We start from the raw sequence: 15,632 nt of genomic DNA on the forward strand, positions 1-15,632 counted from the left end.
AATTTCCGAAGGCTGGCAGCACGGCGCCCCGCGCCCACCCGCTGGCAAACACCGGTGTCAGAAACCGGTGGCAGACAACCAGCCCGGAACCAACTATGCAGTGAATATTGAAGGGTAAGTAACCAGGTTATGAAGTCGCAGGAGATCACCAAGCGCTGGATCGACTTTTTTGTCAGCAAGGGCCACACCGCAGTGCCCTCCGCCTCCCTGGTCTCCAGCGACCCCTCCCTGCTGTTCACGGTGGCCGGCATGGTGCCCTTCATCCCCTACCTCACCGCGCGTGAGGAAGCCCCTTACTCCCGCGCCACCAGCGTGCAGAAGTGCATCCGCACCGGCGACATCGAGGAAGTCGGGAAGACCGCCCGGCACGGCACTTTCTTCCAGATGTGCGGCAACTTCTCCTTCGGCGACTACTTCAAGGAAGACGCCATCAAGTTCGCCTGGGAACTGCTCACCACGGGCGTAGACGACGGCGGCTACGGCCTGCCGCCCGAGCGCCTCTGGGTCACCGTCTACGAAGAGGACGACGAGGCCAAGGAACTCTGGCTGAAGAACACCGGCGTCCCGGCCGAGCGGATCCAGCGGATGGGCAAAGCGGACAACTACTGGTCCACCGGTCAGCCCGGCCCGGCCGGACCCTGCTCCGAGATCTACTACGACCGCGGCCCGGCCTACGGCATCGAGGGCGGCCCGCTGGCCGACGAGACCCGGTACATCGAAATCTGGAACCTCGTGTTCATGCAGTACCAGATCGACAACGTCCGCTCCAAGGTGGACTTCGACATCACCGGCGAACTGCCGAAGAAGAACATCGACACCGGTCTCGGCATGGAACGCCTCGCGATGATCCTGCAGGGCGTCGAGAACATGTACGAGACGGACCAGGTCCGCCCGGTGATCGACAAGGCCGCCGCGCTCTCCGGCAAGGAATACACCTCCGCTGAAACCCCGGAGGACCCGCACCACACGGACGACGTCCGGATGCGCGTGGTGGCCGACCACATTCGCTCTGCCCTGATGCTGATCGCCGACGGCGTCACACCTTCCAACGAAGGCCGCGGCTACGTGCTGCGCCGCCTGATCCGCCGGGCCGTGCGCTCGATGCGGCTCCTCGGCGTCGAGAAGGCCTGCCTGCCCGAGCTGCTGCCCGCCTCCCGCGACGCCATGAAGGGTGTCTACCCGATCGTGGAGACCGACTTCGACCGGATCAGCCGGATCGCCTACGCCGAGGAGAAGGCGTTCCTGCGCACCATCGCCTCCGGCACCGCGCGCCTTGAAGACGCCGTGAAGGAATCTAAGGCCGCGGGCCAGCCGCTCTCCGGCGCCGACGCCTTCGCGCTGCACGACACCTACGGCTTCCCGATCGACCTGACCCTGGAAATGGCCGAGGAAGCCGGGCTCAAGGTCGACGAGCCGGAGTTCCGCAAGCTCATGCTGGAACAGCGCCAGCGCGCCCAGGCCGATGCGAAGGGCAAGAAGGGTGCCCACGCGGACCTCAGCGCCTTCCAGGAGCTGCTGGCCGCGGGGGAGACCGTCTTCACCGGCTACACCGAGCTTGCCGGCGAATCCAAGGTCCGCGGCATCCTGGCCGGCGGCCGCAAGGTCTCGCAGGCCTCCACCGGCGAGGAAATCGAGCTGGTATTGGCCGAGACCCCGTTCTACGCCGAAGCCGGTGGCCAGGCCGCCGACACCGGGCTCATCACCGGCGACGGCTTCGTCGTCGAGGTCCTGGACGTGCAGCGCCCGATCAAGGGCCTGAGCGTGCACAAGGCAATCGTCCGCGAGGGCGAAATCGGCGCCGACTCGCTGGTCCAGGCCGCCGTGGACCGGGAACGCCGCCACGCCGCCGAGCAGGCGCACACCGGCACGCACATCGTGCACGCGGCCCTGCACCAGATCCTCGGCCCGGAGGCGCTGCAGCGCGGTTCGTTCAACAAGGCCGGCTACCTCCGCTTCGACTTCGCCTGGGGTGAGGGCCTCAGCGCCGCCACCCGGTCCGAAATCGAAGAAGTGTCCAACATCGCCATCCGGAACAACTTCCAGGTGCAGACCAAGGTCATGGGGCTGGCCGAAGCGAAGGCCCTCGGCGCCATGGCGCTGTTCGGCGAGAACTACGGCAACGAGGTCCGCGTCGTGGAGATCGACGGCGCCTGGTCCCGTGAGCTTTGCGGCGGAACGCACGTGTCCAACACCTCGCTGATCGGCAGCCTGTCGCTGCTCGGCGAACAGTCCGTCGGTTCGGGAAACCGCCGTGTGGAGGCTTTCGTTGGCATGGACGCGTTCCGGCACCTCGCCGCTGAACGAGCCCTGGTCACCGAACTCACCGAGATGCTCAAGGTTCCCTCCGGGCTGCTCACCGAGCGGATCGCCAGCACCCTGAACAAGCTGAAGACGGCGGAGAAGGAACTCGAGCGGCTCCGCAAGGAACAGCTCACGGCTGCCGCCGCGCAGTTGGTGGGCACCGCCAAGGACGCCGCCGGCGTCCAGGTCATCGCCCACGACGCCGGCCTGGTCAGCGGAGCCGACGACCTTCGCGGCCTCGCCCTGGACCTCCGGACCCGGCTCGGCTCCGAGCCGGCCGCCGTCGCGGTCGCCGGGGTCAGCAACGACCGCCCGGTCATCCTGATCGCCACCAACGAGGCTGCCCGGTCCGCCGGCGTCAAGGCCGGTGCGCTGGTCCGTCTCGCCGCCGGTATCCTCGGCGGCGGCGGCGGCGGCAAGGACGACGTTGCCCAGGGCGGCGGCACCGACGCTTCCAAGGTCGGCGCGGCCCTCTCCGCCGTCGTGGACGCGATTACCAGGCGCTAACCCAGGACCTTGGATGACTGAATCGGCCGTGCCCGGCGCCTACCCCCAGGGCGTGAAACTCGGGGTGGACGTCGGCACCGTCAGGGTGGGCGTCGCGGTGTGCGACCGCGACGGCATCCTGGCCACGCCACTGCGGACGCTGGCCCGCAATGTCAAGAAGAACACCGACGTCCGGATCCTCGCGGATCTTGCCGTGGAGCTCGGAGCTGTCGAAATTTTTGTGGGCCTGCCGCGCACCATGAAAGGCGAAGAGCACGCCTCAGCCCGAATGGCCACCGAATATGCAAAGCTACTGGTCAGTAAACTATTGGAGGCCGGATCCGGCGTGCAGGTGAGGTTGGTTGACGAACGGCTGAGCACCGTGTCAGCCCACCGCGACCTGCACCAAGCTGGCATGAGCAGCAGGGACCACCGTAAAGTAGTTGATCAGGTCGCGGCCGCAGGTATCCTGCAGCATGCGATCGACATGCAAAAGGCCAGGGGAACGGATGTAGGAAGCCGCGTCAGCGCGGACCTCCCTCCGGGGCCACCCGGCGACGGCGCTCAGGCCGTCCCGGCAGTACACACGCATTCTGCACAACGCATTCTGCCCAAAATGGAAGGCTACAGTGAGCCCGGTCAACAATGACGACTCCTCTGGTGTTGCCAATAGCGGCGCCGGCCGACCGCTGACGCGCAAAGAGATCAGGGCCCAGGAGAAGTTCCTGGCCACCCAGGGTCACGACGTCATCCCGCCGCAGGCCTTCGAGGCAGGGCCGGAAGCTCCGGCCGCGCCGCCAGCCGACGCTTCGGCCACGGCTGAAGCACCTCGTGAACCCTCCGCCGACGCCCCGGAACCGCCGGAGGCTGCGCCGACCGTGCATGAACCCGTGAACGAGCTCCCCGCCGCGCGCGTGCACGAGGAGCCCGTTAACGCGGAGCCCCTGCGCGAACAGCCCGAGCACCCCACGCCCCAGCCGGAACAACCTGTGCATGAGGAGCCCGCGCATGAGGAGCCGGTCCACGAGTACGCCGGCGGGATGTCCCGCGAGGAGACCCTGCGCCGGGCCGACGCGTTGCAGTATGGCCACGGACTTCATGACGAGGCGGATTTCCACCCGGCCTACGCGGACCACGCCGACGATGAGGCCCGCCATGTCTACGTCGACGAGCCCGGCCACGATCTGATGGCCGGCGCCGCCAGCATTCCCACCGCCAAGGGGCCCTCCCCGAAGGTCCGCCGGCGCCGCCGCTTCCTCGCGCTCGTCCTGACGCTGGCCGTCTTCGTGGTCGCAATCGTGGTCGGAGCGCAGGTCATCAAACCCTTGCTCGGCGGCGACAAGGTCGCCGACTACCCGGGCCCGGGAACCGGCTCGGTGACGATTACCGTTCCGCCGGGTGCCGGACCCCGGTCCGTGGCGGCGGAGATGGAATCCAAAAAGGTCATTGCGAACGCCGATTCCTTCGTCAAGCAGTTCGCCGCCTCGGGCGGCGCCCTGAGCCCGGGAACCTTCACGATGCGCAACGAAATGAACAACTCGGATGCCGTGGCTGTCCTGTTGAACAAGGGCCAGGAAAAGGTCATGTACGTTGCCCTGAGCGCCGGTTTGAGGATCAGCGAATCGCTGCAGGCCATATCCGAGGGCACCGGAATCCCGGTTGCGGAACTCAAGGCACTCAGCGACTCCCCGAAGCAGTTCGGTGTGCCGTCCAAAGCCAAAAACCTCGAAGGCTTCCTGTTCCCGGGCGAGTACCGGTTCCCGCTGGGGACGTCCGGCAAGGACGTGCTGCAGAAACTGGTTGGCAGCACGCTGGAGGAACTCAAGTCACAGGGCGTGACCGATCCGGCCAAGCAGTACGACGCCATCACGGTCGCAAGCATCGTGCAGGCCGAAGGCGGCCAGGCGGAGTACGGAGACGTCGCCGGCGCCATCTACAACCGGCTCAAGCCCAACAACACCGAGACGAACGGCCTGATCCAGTCCGACGCCACGGTGACCTACGGGCTGGGAATCCGAAGCTTCCACATCGACGAGGACCAGAAGGCCGACAAGTCGAACAAGTACAACACGTACGCCAACGCTGGCCTGCCGGCGGGCCCGATCGGTTCGCCGGGCAAGCGGGCTATCGACGCGGCCGCCAAGCCGAAGAAGAACGACTACCTCTATTGGGTCACCATCAACCTGGACACCAAGGAGACGAAGTTCTCCAAGACCTTGGCCGAGCACAACGGCTACGTGGCCAAGTACAACGCCTGGTGCGAGGCCAATCCCGGACGTTGCGTGTGACACTGCGGGCCGCCGTCCTCGGGCACCCCATCAGCCACTCGAAGTCGCCGGCCCTGCATCGCGCCGCCTACGCCAAGCTGGGCGTCGAAGTGGCCTATGACGCCGTCGACGTCACCGAGGACGCCCTCCCGGCCTTCATGGTGGGCGTGCGCGGGGACGACAGCTGGCGTGGGCTGTCCGTGACCATGCCGCTCAAGGCCGCCATGGCTGCAGAGGTGGACGACATCCGCGGCGTGGCGCGCCAGCTGGGCGTCATCAACACCGTGGCCTTCGAACCCGCGGACGCGGCGGGCGGCGGCCGGGCCCGCCTGGTGGGCTACAACACCGACGTCGCCGGGATCGTCAACGCCGTCCGCTACGCCGGTGTGGCCGCTGAGCCGTCCGCCGTCGTCCTGGGCGGCGGCGGAACCGCTGCGGCCGCCGTTGCCGCCCTGAAGGAACTCGGCGCGCCGTCCGTGGTCCTCTACGCCCGTGACGTCGGCCGCGCCGCCGAAGCGCGTACAGCGGCCGCCGCCGTCGGACTTCCCCTGCAGGTGCTGCCGCTGACGGCTGCAGCGCCCGCGGTCGCAGCAGCGGACGTCGTGATCTCCACCCTGCCGCCGCGGGCCGCCGACGGACTCGCGAAGGAACTGGCCACAGCGTTGGACGCAAACGGCGGCGCGGTGGCGGGGGTGCTCCTCGACGTGGCCTATGATCCCTGGCCAAGCCGGATCGCCGCGGCCTGGGCGGACGCGGGCGGACGGGTGGTCCCCGGCCTGGAAATGCTGCTCTACCAGGCGGTCGAGCAGGTACGCCATTTCACCGGCCTCGAAGGACCCCTGCCGGCAGAAGTCATAGATGTGATGTGTGACGCAGTCGGGGCACCCCGACGGGTGTTCTAAGCGCCTTGCATGGCAGGATGGATTTTATGTTGCGTTGGTTGACTGCCGGAGAATCCCATGGTCCGGCCCTGGTCGGAATTATCGAAGGCGTCCCCGCCGGTGTTGAGCTCACCAGCGACCGGATCGTCGAAGCGCTGGCCCGCCGGCGCCTCGGTTACGGCCGCGGCGCCCGGATGAAGTTCGAACAGGACGCGGTGACGGTCCTGGGCGGTGTCCGCCACGGACTGACCCAGGGCGGCCCCGTCGCCATCCAGGTCGGCAACACCGAGTGGCCCAAATGGGAGCAGATCATGTCTGCGGACCCGGTGGACCCCGAGGTCCTCGCCGACCAGGCCCGCAACGCACCGCTGACCCGGCCGCGTCCGGGACACGCCGACTTCACCGGCATGCAGAAGTACGGCTTTGACGAGGCCCGCCCCGTCCTGGAGCGCGCCAGCGCCCGGGAGACCGCCACCCGCGTGGCCCTGGGCGCCGTCGCCGCCGCGTTCCTCAAACAGCTCGGCATCGAACTCGTCTCCCACACGGTGTCCATTGCCAGCGTCTCCGTCCCGGAAGGCCGGCCGCTGCCGGTGCCGGACAACGTGCTGGCCCTCGACGCCGACCCGCTGCGCTGCTTCGACCGCGAAACCTCGGACGCCATGGTTGCGGAGGTGGACATGGCGCACAAGGAAGGCGAAACCCTCGGCGGCGTCGTAGAAGTCCTCGCCTACGGCCTGCCCCCCGGACTGGGCAGCTACGTCCACTGGGACCGGCGCCTCGACTCGCGCCTCGCTGCCGCACTGATGGGCATCCAGGCGATCAAGGGCGTGGAGGTCGGCGACGGCTTCCTCACCGCTGCCCGCCGCGGCTCGGCTGCCCACGATGAAATCGTCAAGGACGCCGACGGCAGGATCGTCCGCACGTCCAACCGGGCCGGCGGCATCGAAGGCGGCATGAGCATCGGCGACGTGCTCCGGGTCCGCGCCGCCATGAAGCCGATCGCGACGGTGCCGCGCGCGCTCAAGACCGTCGACATCAGCACCGGCGAGGCCGCCAAGGCACACCACCAGCGCTCGGACGTCTGTGCGGTGCCGGCCGCTGGCGTGGTGGCCGAGGCCATGGTGGCGTTGGTCCTCGCCGAAGCGGTCACGGAAAAGTTCGGCGGCGACTCCGTGCAGGAGACCGCCCGCAACATCAAGGGTTACCTGGACAACATTCCGGCGTCCCTGGACTCGATCGGGCACTAGTGCCGGGTCGTCACGCAGCGCGTAAGTCACTGGACCGCCCGGTCGCCCTGATCGGGCCGATGGCGGTCGGCAAGTCCGCGATCGGGCAGCAGCTCGCCCAGCAGCTCGGCGCCCGCTTCGTCGACACCGACGTCGAAGTGGTCGCCCAGCACGGCACCATCGCGGACATTTTCGCCTGCCGGGGCGAAAGCGCGTTCCGCGAACTGGAGGCCCGGGCCGTAGCCCAGGCGATCGAGGACGCCGCAGGCACCAGCACCGTCATCTCCCTCGGCGGCGGGGCTGTGCTGGACTCCGGAACGCAGCAGCTGCTGGCCAACTGCACCGTGGTCTACCTCGAATGCGATGCCGACACCGTCTCGGAACGGATTGCCCGGAACTCCGGGCGCCCGCTCTTGGCCGGCGATGCGATGGAACGCTGGCGGACGCTGTTCGCCACCCGCCAGCCGGTCTACGAACGCCTCGCGGACCTGACGCTCGATGTCAGGAGCGGTTCCGTCCAGGAGCTCGCGCGCCGGCTTGAAGATGCGCTGGAGCAGCTCGCCGCCGCCCCAACCGCGGCAACGCGCACCCCCGCAGCCACAAGGAAAGTTGAAAAGTGAGCACCGAATCAACCGTCATCAAAGTCACCGGCCACGCTCCGGCGGAGAATTACGACGTCGTCGTCGGCCGCGGGTTGCTGGCTAACCTGCCCGGGCTGCTGGGAGAGCGCGTCAAGCGCGTTCTCGTCGTCCACCCGCGCGCCCTGCGGCTCACCGGCGACGCCGTCCGCGAGGAGCTGGCCACCGCCGGCTTCACGGCGCTGACGGCTGAAATTCCGGACGCCGAAGAAGGCAAACACATCGAGGTGGCCTCGTTCTGCTGGCAGGTGCTGGGCCAGAACGACTTCACCCGCTCGGACGCGATCGTCGCCGTCGGCGGGGGAGCGGTGACCGACCTCGCCGGCTTCGTCGCCGCGACCTGGCTGCGCGGGGTGAAGGTCATCCACATGCCGACCAGCCTGCTCGGCATGGTGGACGCCGCCGTCGGCGGCAAGACCGGCATCAACACCGCCGAGGGCAAGAACCTGGTGGGCGTCTTCCACCCGCCGGCCGGCGTCCTCGCCGACCTGGACACGCTGGACACGCTGCCGAAGAACGAGATGATCTCCGGCATGGCCGAGGTCATCAAGTGCGGCTTCATCGCCGACCCGGCCATCCTCGACCTGATTGAAAAGGACCCCGCCACGGTGTCCGACCCGCGCTCCGAAACGGTGCGCGAACTGATCGAACGCGCCATCGCGGTCAAGGCCCGGGTTGTCTCCGAGGACCTGAAGGAAACCGGGCAGCGCGAGATCCTCAACTACGGCCACACCCTGGGCCACGCGATTGAACTCGCCGAACGCTACTCCTGGCGGCACGGCGCCGCCGTCTCGGTGGGCATGATGTTCGCCGCGGAACTGGCCCGCAGCGTTGGCCGGCTCAGCGACGCCGACGCCGACAGGCACCGGAGCATCCTGGAAAGCCTCGGGCTGCCCATCACCTACCGCCGAGACCGCTGGCAGGCGTTGCTGGACGGCATGCGGCGGGACAAGAAGTCCCGCGGCGACCTGCTGCGCTTTGTGGTGCTCGACGGCGTCGGGCGCCCGGGCATCCTGGACGTGCCGGACACCTCGCTGCTCTTCGCGGCATACCAGGAAATCGCGTCCTGATGATCAGCGACAGCGGTGGCACCAGCGAGTGGCCCGACGGCGGGTTCCCCGGCATCCGGATCAACCCGGAAACCCTCATGCCGCAGGTGGTCAACGAGGAAGCCTGCGCCGAGGCGCTGGCGGCCTCAACGGACGCCACGGACCTGATCTTCGTGCGCCTCGTGGAAGGGCACCCGGGCGAGGCCGCCGAGCTGCTCGCCGAGGCCCGGTACAAGGACCCGGATTCGTTCCGGCTGCGGATGTTCGAGGCGGAGGTCCTGCGGGTTTCGCACCGCTTCGACCGCGCCGTCGAGCTGTACCGCCAGCTCCTCCCCGAAGTGCAGGGCACTCCTGACGAGGCCGTGGTCCGGCAGCACCTCGGCCGGTCCTACTTCGCCGCCGGCAACATCGCCGCCGCCGTCGAGGCCTTCGCCAAGGCGCTGGACCTGCGGGTGGCGGGCTCGGCGGACGCCGCGCTGATCTACTCGTCGACCGTGGCGCTGCAGCGCGCCCGGGACGTGCTGGACCTGGCCTGCTAGGGGCCGCTGGTGGCCCGTCCGGCAGCGGGCCGGCAAAACCGGTAGAATGGTTTTTGGATTTTTGATAAATACGCGCTGGCGGGCCGGATCGGCATGCCTGCCTGGCATAAGCGGCTGGCGGCTAGAACCAGTCAACAAAGAAACCTGAGGATACTGTGGCAACCACTAACGACATCAAGAACGGAACCGTGCTGAAGCTTGAGGGCCAGCTTTGGAACATCATCGAGTTCCAGCACGTCAAGCCCGGCAAGGGCGGCGCTTTCGTCCGCACCAAGATGCGCAACGTGATGTCCGGCAAGGTCGTCGACAAGACCTTCAACGCCGGGCTCAAGATCGAGACCGCCACGGTTGACCGCCGCGACTACCAGTACCTGTACCAGGACGGCGCCGACTTCGTGTTCATGGACACCTCGGACTTCGACCAGCTCACCGTGCCCGCCGCCACCGTCGGCGACGCCACCAACTTCATGCTCGAGAACCAGATGGTGAACATCGCCATCCACGAGGGCAACCCGCTCTACATCGAACTGCCGCCGAGCGTCGTGCTGGAAATCACCTACACCGAGCCGGGCCTGCAGGGCGACCGCTCCTCGGCCGGCACCAAGCCCGCGACCCTCGAGACCGGCTACGAGATCCAGGTGCCGCTGTTCGTCGAGAACAACACCAAGGTCAAGGTCGACACCCGCGACGGCAGCTACCTTGGCCGGGTCAACGACTAGTGAGTGCACGCGGTAAGGCCCGTAACCGGGCCCTGGATGTTCTCTTCGAGGCGGAGCAGCGCTCCACCTCCGCATTCGATGTGCTGCGTTCCCGTCGTGAACAGACGGATCAGATCATCAACCCCTACACCTTGGAAATCGTTGAGGGGGTCGTGTCCCACCAGGCCGCGATCGACGAATTCCTCGAAACCTACTCGCAGGGCTGGTCGCTGGAGCGGATGCCCTCGGTTGACCGCATCATCCTGCGGATCGGCACCTGGGAACTGCTCTACAACGACGACGTTCCCGACGGCGTCGCCGTGAGCGAGGCCGTGGCGCTGGCCAAGACGCTGTCCACGGACGAGTCGCCGTCGTTCATCAACGGCCTGCTGGGCCGCCTGCAGCAGCTGAAGCCCTCGCTGCTGGCCTGATGGCCACTGCATAAAGGGCCGGTGCCCGCCCCACGGCGGACACCGGCCCTTGGCGTATCCCGGCCCGCTTTCGCCCCGGGCTTCCCTCGGGCTTTTCCTCCGGCTTTCCCTCCGGCTTTCCCTCCGGCTTTCCCTCCGGTTCTCAGCGCAGCACGGCGTCGCGCAGGGCGAGGATCTCGCCGAGCTGGTGCTGTTCGTCAAGCTGATGCGCCGCCACGTCCCGGCCGCTGAGGATCCGCTGCCGGATGAAGGCCAGCCGGGTGGCGGCCTGCAGGAACGCCTTCATCTGCGGGGCCCGGCCGATCGACCTGGCCCAGCGCAGGGCTGAGCGGCGCCCGGCGGGGGTCGCCAGCATGGCCACCTCCTGGCTCGTGAACCAGCCGGCCGCCGCGTACTCCTGCAGCCGTTGGCGGGTCAGCCGGCGTTCCGCCACGCGCAGCAGCACCACGACGAGGACCGCGAGCAGGAAGATCGGAACCTGGACCAGGATGTACTGCGCCAGGAAATTCTGGCCCATGGAGTTCCAGCCGCTGTGCAGCAACATGGCGGGGACCAGACCCACCGGGAAAGCGAGCAGCGTCAGGCCGGAGTGCCAGCGCCGCGCCGCGAAGCCCAGGATGAGCCCGGTTGTGCCGGTGAAAATGGCATGCGCGAACGGGGACATCACGCCGCGCAGGAAGAACACGACGGCCAGGTCCGTGCCTGGGGTGCTGGACTCGGCGATGGCCCGGCCGAAGTACAGGATGTTCTCGGTGAAAGCGAAACCGCCGGCAACCGTGAACGCAAAGACGACGCCGTCGACCGGACCGTCGAACTGTTTGCGCGCGAAGAGCAGGAGCAGCAAGAGGCCGAGTGACTTCGCGAACTCCTCCACCACCGGTGCCTGTACCGTGACGGCGAACGTCCGGTAGTCCAGCCCGGACGCGGGACCCGCGGCGAGCGAGAAGAACGGCTGGATCAGCATCGTCACGGAAATCGAAACGAGCGCGCCCCACGCGAACGCGAAGAACAGCAGCCGCTTCGGTTCGGGCTCCCAGCGGTCAATGTAGCGGACGGCCAGCAGGACCGCGCTGAGCGGCAGCAGAGAGGCGATGAAGCCCACGACGAAGCCGCCCGGCCCGGTGTTTTCCAGCACGAACGGCAGCACCAGGAACAGGCTCACAAAGGCGAGAACCGCGCCGCCCAGCACCAGGGCCGCCATGCCCGCCGACGCCCGCGCGCGGGGGGCCGCGGCGTAGGCTGCCGGCAGCACCGGACGGCGCTGCGCCGGCGGCTGCGCCTGCATCTGCGCCTGCCCAAAGCCCGGCGCCGGACGGTAGTTCTCCGGCTGGACCTGGCCCATCCAGCTGGGGTTCGCCTGCTGCGGCTGCCGGGGCGCTCCGGGCGTCTGCCGGGCGGGGGGAGGATCGAAGCTCGTCATGCCACGAGCCTAAGGCGCGCGCCGCCGGGCGGCCCAATATGGCCCGTGCCGGTGTGACGCACGCCGCCTGCTCCCGGGCCGGGAGGCGGCGGCCCGTGTGGTAATTTGAAAGAGCAAATGATCCTTTTTTAATTCCGTCCCGTGAGGCGGGGAAAGGGGAGACGAGCGTTGACTTCTGTTCCAGAAGCACCGGTTCCGGCCAAGGTCCAGCTCAGCAGGGTTGTCCTCAACCAGGCTGACATCGACCGTGCACTCACTCGTATCGCCCATGAGATTCTTGAGTCCAACAAGGGCTCCCAGGACCTGGTCCTGCTGGGCATCCCGCGGCGGGGCTATCCGCTCGCCGTCCGGCTCGCCGCCAAGATTGCCGCCGCCGATCCCGACGTGGACCCGGCCGCGATCGTGGGCCAGTTGGACGTCACCATGTTCCGCGACGACCTCTCGCACCAGCCGACCCGGCCCCCGTACCCCACCCAGTTGCCCTGCACCGGGATCGACAACAAGGTAGTGGTGCTGATCGACGACGTCCTCTACTCCGGCCGCACCATCCGCGCCGCTCTGGACGCGATCATCGACCTCGGCCGCCCCCGGATCGTCCGGCTCGCGGTCCTGATCGACCGGGGCCACCGGGAGCTGCCCATCCGCGCCGACCACGTCGGCAAGAACCTCCCCACCTCTTCCGCGGAGAAAGTCCGCGTCCGGCTGGAGGAAACCGATTCGGCCGACGGCGAAGCCGTGAACGAAGTCGTAATCGAGGCCACCGCATGAAGCACCTGCTCTCCACCGAAGACCTCAGCTACGCCAATGCCATCCGCATCCTGGACACCGCCGAAGAGATGGCCGCGGTGGGGGAGCGCGAGGTCAAGAAGCTCCCGGCGCTGCGCGGCCGCACCGTGGTCAACCTATTCTTCGAGGACTCCACCCGCACCCGCATCTCCTTCGAAGCAGCCGCCAAGCGGCTCTCCGCGGACGTCATCAACTTCGCCGCGAAGGGTTCCTCCGTCTCCAAGGGTGAATCCCTCAAGGACACCGCCCAGACGCTCGCCGCGATGGGCGCCGACGCCGTCGTTATCCGGCACTGGGCCTCCGGCGCCCCGCACCGGCTGGCGGCGACCGACTGGATCGACGCCGCCGTCATCAACGCCGGCGACGGCACCCACGAGCACCCCACCCAGGCGCTGCTGGACGCCTTCACCATGCGCCGCCACTGGTCAACACTCGCCGGCAGCCCGTCCGCCGGCGCGGACCTGAAAGGCATGCGCGTCGCGATCGCCGGCGACGTGCTGCACTCCCGCGTGGCCCGTTCCAACGTCTGGCTGCTGCGCACCCTGGGAGCGGAAGTCACCCTCGTGGCCCCGCCCACGCTGCTGCCCATCGGCGTCGAAGAGTGGCCCTGCACGGTCAGCTACGACCTCGACGAGACCCTCGCCCGGGGCGTTGACGCGATGATGATGCTGCGCGTACAGGGCGAGCGGATGAACGCCTCGTTCTTCCCGACCACCCGCGAGTACTCACGGCGCTGGGGTTTCGACGATAACCGCCTCCGCGCCCTCGACAGCCTGGGCCTGAAGGACACGATCATCATGCACCCCGGTCCGATGAACCGCGGGCTGGAAATTTCCTCGGCCGCCGCCGACTCGCCCCGCTCCACCGTGCTGGCACAGGTGCGCAACGGCGTGTCGATCCGGATGGCCGCCTTGTACCTGCTGCTCTCCGGGGATACCCGCGAACCAGCAACCTCCACCGCCGCCTACTCCAAGGAGAGCCACTGATGGCATCACAGCAACAGGACACGGGCAGCACCGGCGCCTACCTCATCCGGGGAGCCTCGATCCTCGGCGGGCCCGCTGAAGACCTGCTGATCCGGGACGGCGTCATCGCCGCCCGCGGCCAGGACCTCGACACCGGGGACGCAACGGTAATCGAGGCCGCCGGCCTCGTCGCCCTGCCCGGCATGGTGGATATCCACACCCACCTGCGCGAACCCGGCCGCGAGGACGCCGAAACGGTCGAGACCGGCACCCGCGCGGCGGCCCTGGGCGGTTACACCGCCGTGCACGCGATGGCCAACAGCACCCCCGTGGCGGACACCGCCGGCGTCGTCGAGCAGGTCCTCACCCTGGGCCGCACGGCCGGCTGGGTGGACGTCCGCCCGGTCGGCGCCGTCACCGTGGGCCTGGCCGGCGAGCAGCTCGCCGAGCTCGGCGCCATGGCCGACTCCCGCGCCCGGGTCCGGGTCTTCTCCGACGACGGCATCTGCGTCAGCGACCCCGTGCTGATGCGCCGTGCCCTGGAATACGTCAAGGCGTTCGACGGCGTCGTCGCCCAGCACGCGCAGGAACCCCGCCTCACCGCGGGAGCGCAGATGAACGAGGGCGTCGTCTCCGCGGTCCTCGGCCTCACCGGCTGGCCCGCCGTCGCCGAGGAAAGCATCATCGCCCGCGACGTCCTGCTCGCCCAGCACGTCGGATCCCGGCTGCACGTCTGCCACGTCTCCACCGCGGGCTCGGTGGAAATCGTGCGCTGGGCCAAGTCACGCGGCATCAACGTCACCGCCGAGGTCACGCCGCACCACCTGTGGCTGACCGACGAGCTGGTCCGCAGCTACGACCCGGTCTACAAGGTCAACCCGCCGCTGCGCACCGACGAGGACGTCCAGGCCCTGCGCGCCGCGCTGGCGGACGGCACGATCGACGTCGTCGGCACCGACCACGCCCCGCACCCGAGCGAACACAAGGAATGCGAATGGGCGCAGGCCGCGATGGGCATGACCGGGCTGGAAACCGCCCTGTCGGTGGTGCAGCACACCATGATTGAGACCGGGCTGATGACGTGGGCAGACTTCGCCCGCGTGACCTCCACCACGCCTGCCGCGATCGGCCGGCTGGAGGACCAGGGCCGGCCGCTGGAGACCGGCGAACCCGCCAACGTCATACTCGTGGACCCGGCTGCGCGCTGGACCGTGGACCCTTCTAAGATGGCAACCATGGGCCGTAACTCTCCGTTTGCCGGCCGGGAACTCCCGGGCAAGGTGGTGGCCACCTTCTTCAAGGGTCATCCGACCGTCCTGAACGGGGAACTCAACACGCCGTACCGGTGGCTCCCCGACAGCGCCGAGGTCCCGAACACGGCGGTCCGGCCCTGATGGTCAAGGAACTCTCCCTGCTCTTGACGCTGGTCCTGATCGGCGTCGCGCTGGTCCTGATCTGGATCGGCTGGCGCAACCGGCTGCGACGCCAGGCCGACGTCGAGCCGCTCCCGGCCGTCCCCGCCGAACTGGGCGAGGCGCTGGCCGCCGCGGCTGGCCAGTACGTCGCCTCCACCACCGCCGGCGACTGGCTGGACCGGATCGCCGTCCACCAGCTGGGCCTGCGCACCAACGCCGAACTCAGCGTCCACCCCGAAGGCGTGCTGTTTGACCGCTCCGGCGCCGCCGCCGTCTTCATCCCGGCCGCCAGCCTCACCGGCGTCCGGCAGGAAAGCGGCATGGCCGGGAAGTTCGTCGAAAAGGACGGCCTCCTGGTGCTCAGCTGGATGCTCGGCGCCAAGGAGCTGGACACCGGCTTCCGCACCCGCCGGGCCGAGGACAAGTCCCTGCTCCTGTCCACCCTCCAAGATTTGATCTCCGCAGCCCCTCAGGCAGAAGCCGATAGTGGAAAGTAACGACGTGACGGAATCCAACGAAGTGTCAGCAAC

Annotated in this window: 15 protein-coding genes; 14 read left to right on the forward strand and 1 reads right to left on the reverse strand. The window is 68.3% G+C overall.

What is annotated here, in order from left to right; genetic code table 11:
- Nucleotides 1-129: 129 nt before the first annotated feature.
- From alaS to nusB, 10 genes are all read left to right on the forward strand, one after another.
- Nucleotides 130-2,808, forward strand: coding sequence for an alanine--tRNA ligase (alaS, locus tag HNO80_RS01240; RefSeq protein WP_175321021.1), 2,679 nt, complete (start codon nucleotides 130-132; stop codon nucleotides 2,806-2,808).
- 13 nt (nucleotides 2,809-2,821) lie between these two features.
- A complete protein-coding gene (gene ruvX / locus HNO80_RS01245) occupies nucleotides 2,822-3,436 on the forward strand; it encodes a Holliday junction resolvase RuvX (protein ID WP_175321022.1) in 615 nt (204 codons plus the stop codon).
- Nucleotides 3,417-5,075 (forward strand): endolytic transglycosylase MltG, encoded by a 1,659-nt coding sequence (gene mltG / locus HNO80_RS01250; RefSeq protein ID WP_175321023.1) that lies wholly within the window; start codon nucleotides 3,417-3,419, stop codon nucleotides 5,073-5,075. Before ruvX ends, mltG begins: the two co-directional genes overlap by 20 nt.
- The gene (locus tag HNO80_RS01255; protein WP_175321024.1) at nucleotides 5,072-5,956 is read left to right on the forward strand and encodes a shikimate dehydrogenase; all 885 of its coding nucleotides are present in this window, start codon (nucleotides 5,072-5,074) and stop codon (nucleotides 5,954-5,956) included. The genes mltG and HNO80_RS01255 overlap by 4 nt, the downstream gene beginning before the upstream one ends.
- A 26-nt stretch (nucleotides 5,957-5,982) precedes the next feature.
- Complete coding sequence (gene aroC / locus HNO80_RS01260; RefSeq protein WP_175321025.1) at nucleotides 5,983-7,182, forward strand: chorismate synthase; 1,200 nt, start codon at nucleotides 5,983-5,985, stop codon at nucleotides 7,180-7,182.
- 59 nt (nucleotides 7,183-7,241) lie between these two features.
- Nucleotides 7,242-7,781 carry a shikimate kinase gene (locus tag HNO80_RS01265; RefSeq protein WP_175321108.1) on the forward strand — a complete coding sequence of 180 codons (540 nt, stop codon included), beginning with the start codon at nucleotides 7,242-7,244 and terminating at the stop codon, nucleotides 7,779-7,781.
- Nucleotides 7,778-8,869 (forward strand): 3-dehydroquinate synthase, encoded by a 1,092-nt coding sequence (gene aroB, locus HNO80_RS01270; protein ID WP_175321026.1) that lies wholly within the window; start codon nucleotides 7,778-7,780, stop codon nucleotides 8,867-8,869. Before HNO80_RS01265 ends, aroB begins: the two co-directional genes overlap by 4 nt.
- Nucleotides 8,869-9,387, forward strand: coding sequence for a tetratricopeptide repeat protein (locus HNO80_RS01275; protein WP_175321027.1), 519 nt, complete (start codon nucleotides 8,869-8,871; stop codon nucleotides 9,385-9,387). The genes aroB and HNO80_RS01275 overlap by 1 nt, the downstream gene beginning before the upstream one ends.
- A 155-nt stretch (nucleotides 9,388-9,542) precedes the next feature.
- Nucleotides 9,543-10,106, forward strand: a complete 564-nt coding sequence (efp, locus tag HNO80_RS01280) for an elongation factor P (protein WP_056739180.1) — start codon at nucleotides 9,543-9,545, stop codon at nucleotides 10,104-10,106.
- Nucleotides 10,106-10,516, forward strand: a complete 411-nt coding sequence (gene nusB / locus HNO80_RS01285; protein ID WP_175321028.1) for a transcription antitermination factor NusB — start codon at nucleotides 10,106-10,108, stop codon at nucleotides 10,514-10,516. Before efp ends, nusB begins: the two co-directional genes overlap by 1 nt.
- A 142-nt stretch (nucleotides 10,517-10,658) precedes the next feature.
- On the opposite strand, the gene HNO80_RS01290 is transcribed toward nusB, so the two are convergent.
- On the reverse strand, nucleotides 10,659-11,936 hold the full coding sequence (locus HNO80_RS01290) for a PrsW family intramembrane metalloprotease (RefSeq protein ID WP_249777085.1): 1,278 nt from the start codon (nucleotides 11,934-11,936) through the stop codon (nucleotides 10,659-10,661).
- A 168-nt stretch (nucleotides 11,937-12,104) separates the two neighbouring features.
- Here HNO80_RS01290 and pyrR point away from each other — a divergent pair, with 168 nt between their 5' ends.
- The 4 genes from pyrR to HNO80_RS01310 are packed head-to-tail and all read left to right on the forward strand — an operon-like array spanning nucleotide 12,105 to nucleotide 15,599.
- Nucleotides 12,105-12,704: a bifunctional pyr operon transcriptional regulator/uracil phosphoribosyltransferase PyrR gene (gene pyrR / locus HNO80_RS01295; RefSeq protein WP_175321029.1), complete on the forward strand. Its 600-nt coding sequence runs from the start codon at nucleotides 12,105-12,107 to the stop codon at nucleotides 12,702-12,704.
- Nucleotides 12,701-13,708, forward strand: a complete 1,008-nt coding sequence (locus HNO80_RS01300; protein WP_175321030.1) for an aspartate carbamoyltransferase catalytic subunit — start codon at nucleotides 12,701-12,703, stop codon at nucleotides 13,706-13,708. Before pyrR ends, HNO80_RS01300 begins: the two co-directional genes overlap by 4 nt.
- On the forward strand, nucleotides 13,708-15,081 hold the full coding sequence (locus HNO80_RS01305; RefSeq protein WP_175321031.1) for a dihydroorotase: 1,374 nt from the start codon (nucleotides 13,708-13,710) through the stop codon (nucleotides 15,079-15,081). Before HNO80_RS01300 ends, HNO80_RS01305 begins: the two co-directional genes overlap by 1 nt.
- The gene (locus HNO80_RS01310; protein WP_175321032.1) at nucleotides 15,081-15,599 is read left to right on the forward strand and encodes a PH-like domain-containing protein; all 519 of its coding nucleotides are present in this window, start codon (nucleotides 15,081-15,083) and stop codon (nucleotides 15,597-15,599) included. The genes HNO80_RS01305 and HNO80_RS01310 overlap by 1 nt, the downstream gene beginning before the upstream one ends.
- Nucleotides 15,600-15,632: the final 33 nt, after the last annotated feature.

It is taken from the genome of Arthrobacter sp. C9C5 (assembly GCF_013359735.1).
In the GTDB taxonomy this organism is placed as follows: Bacteria; Actinomycetota; Actinomycetes; order Actinomycetales; family Micrococcaceae; genus Arthrobacter.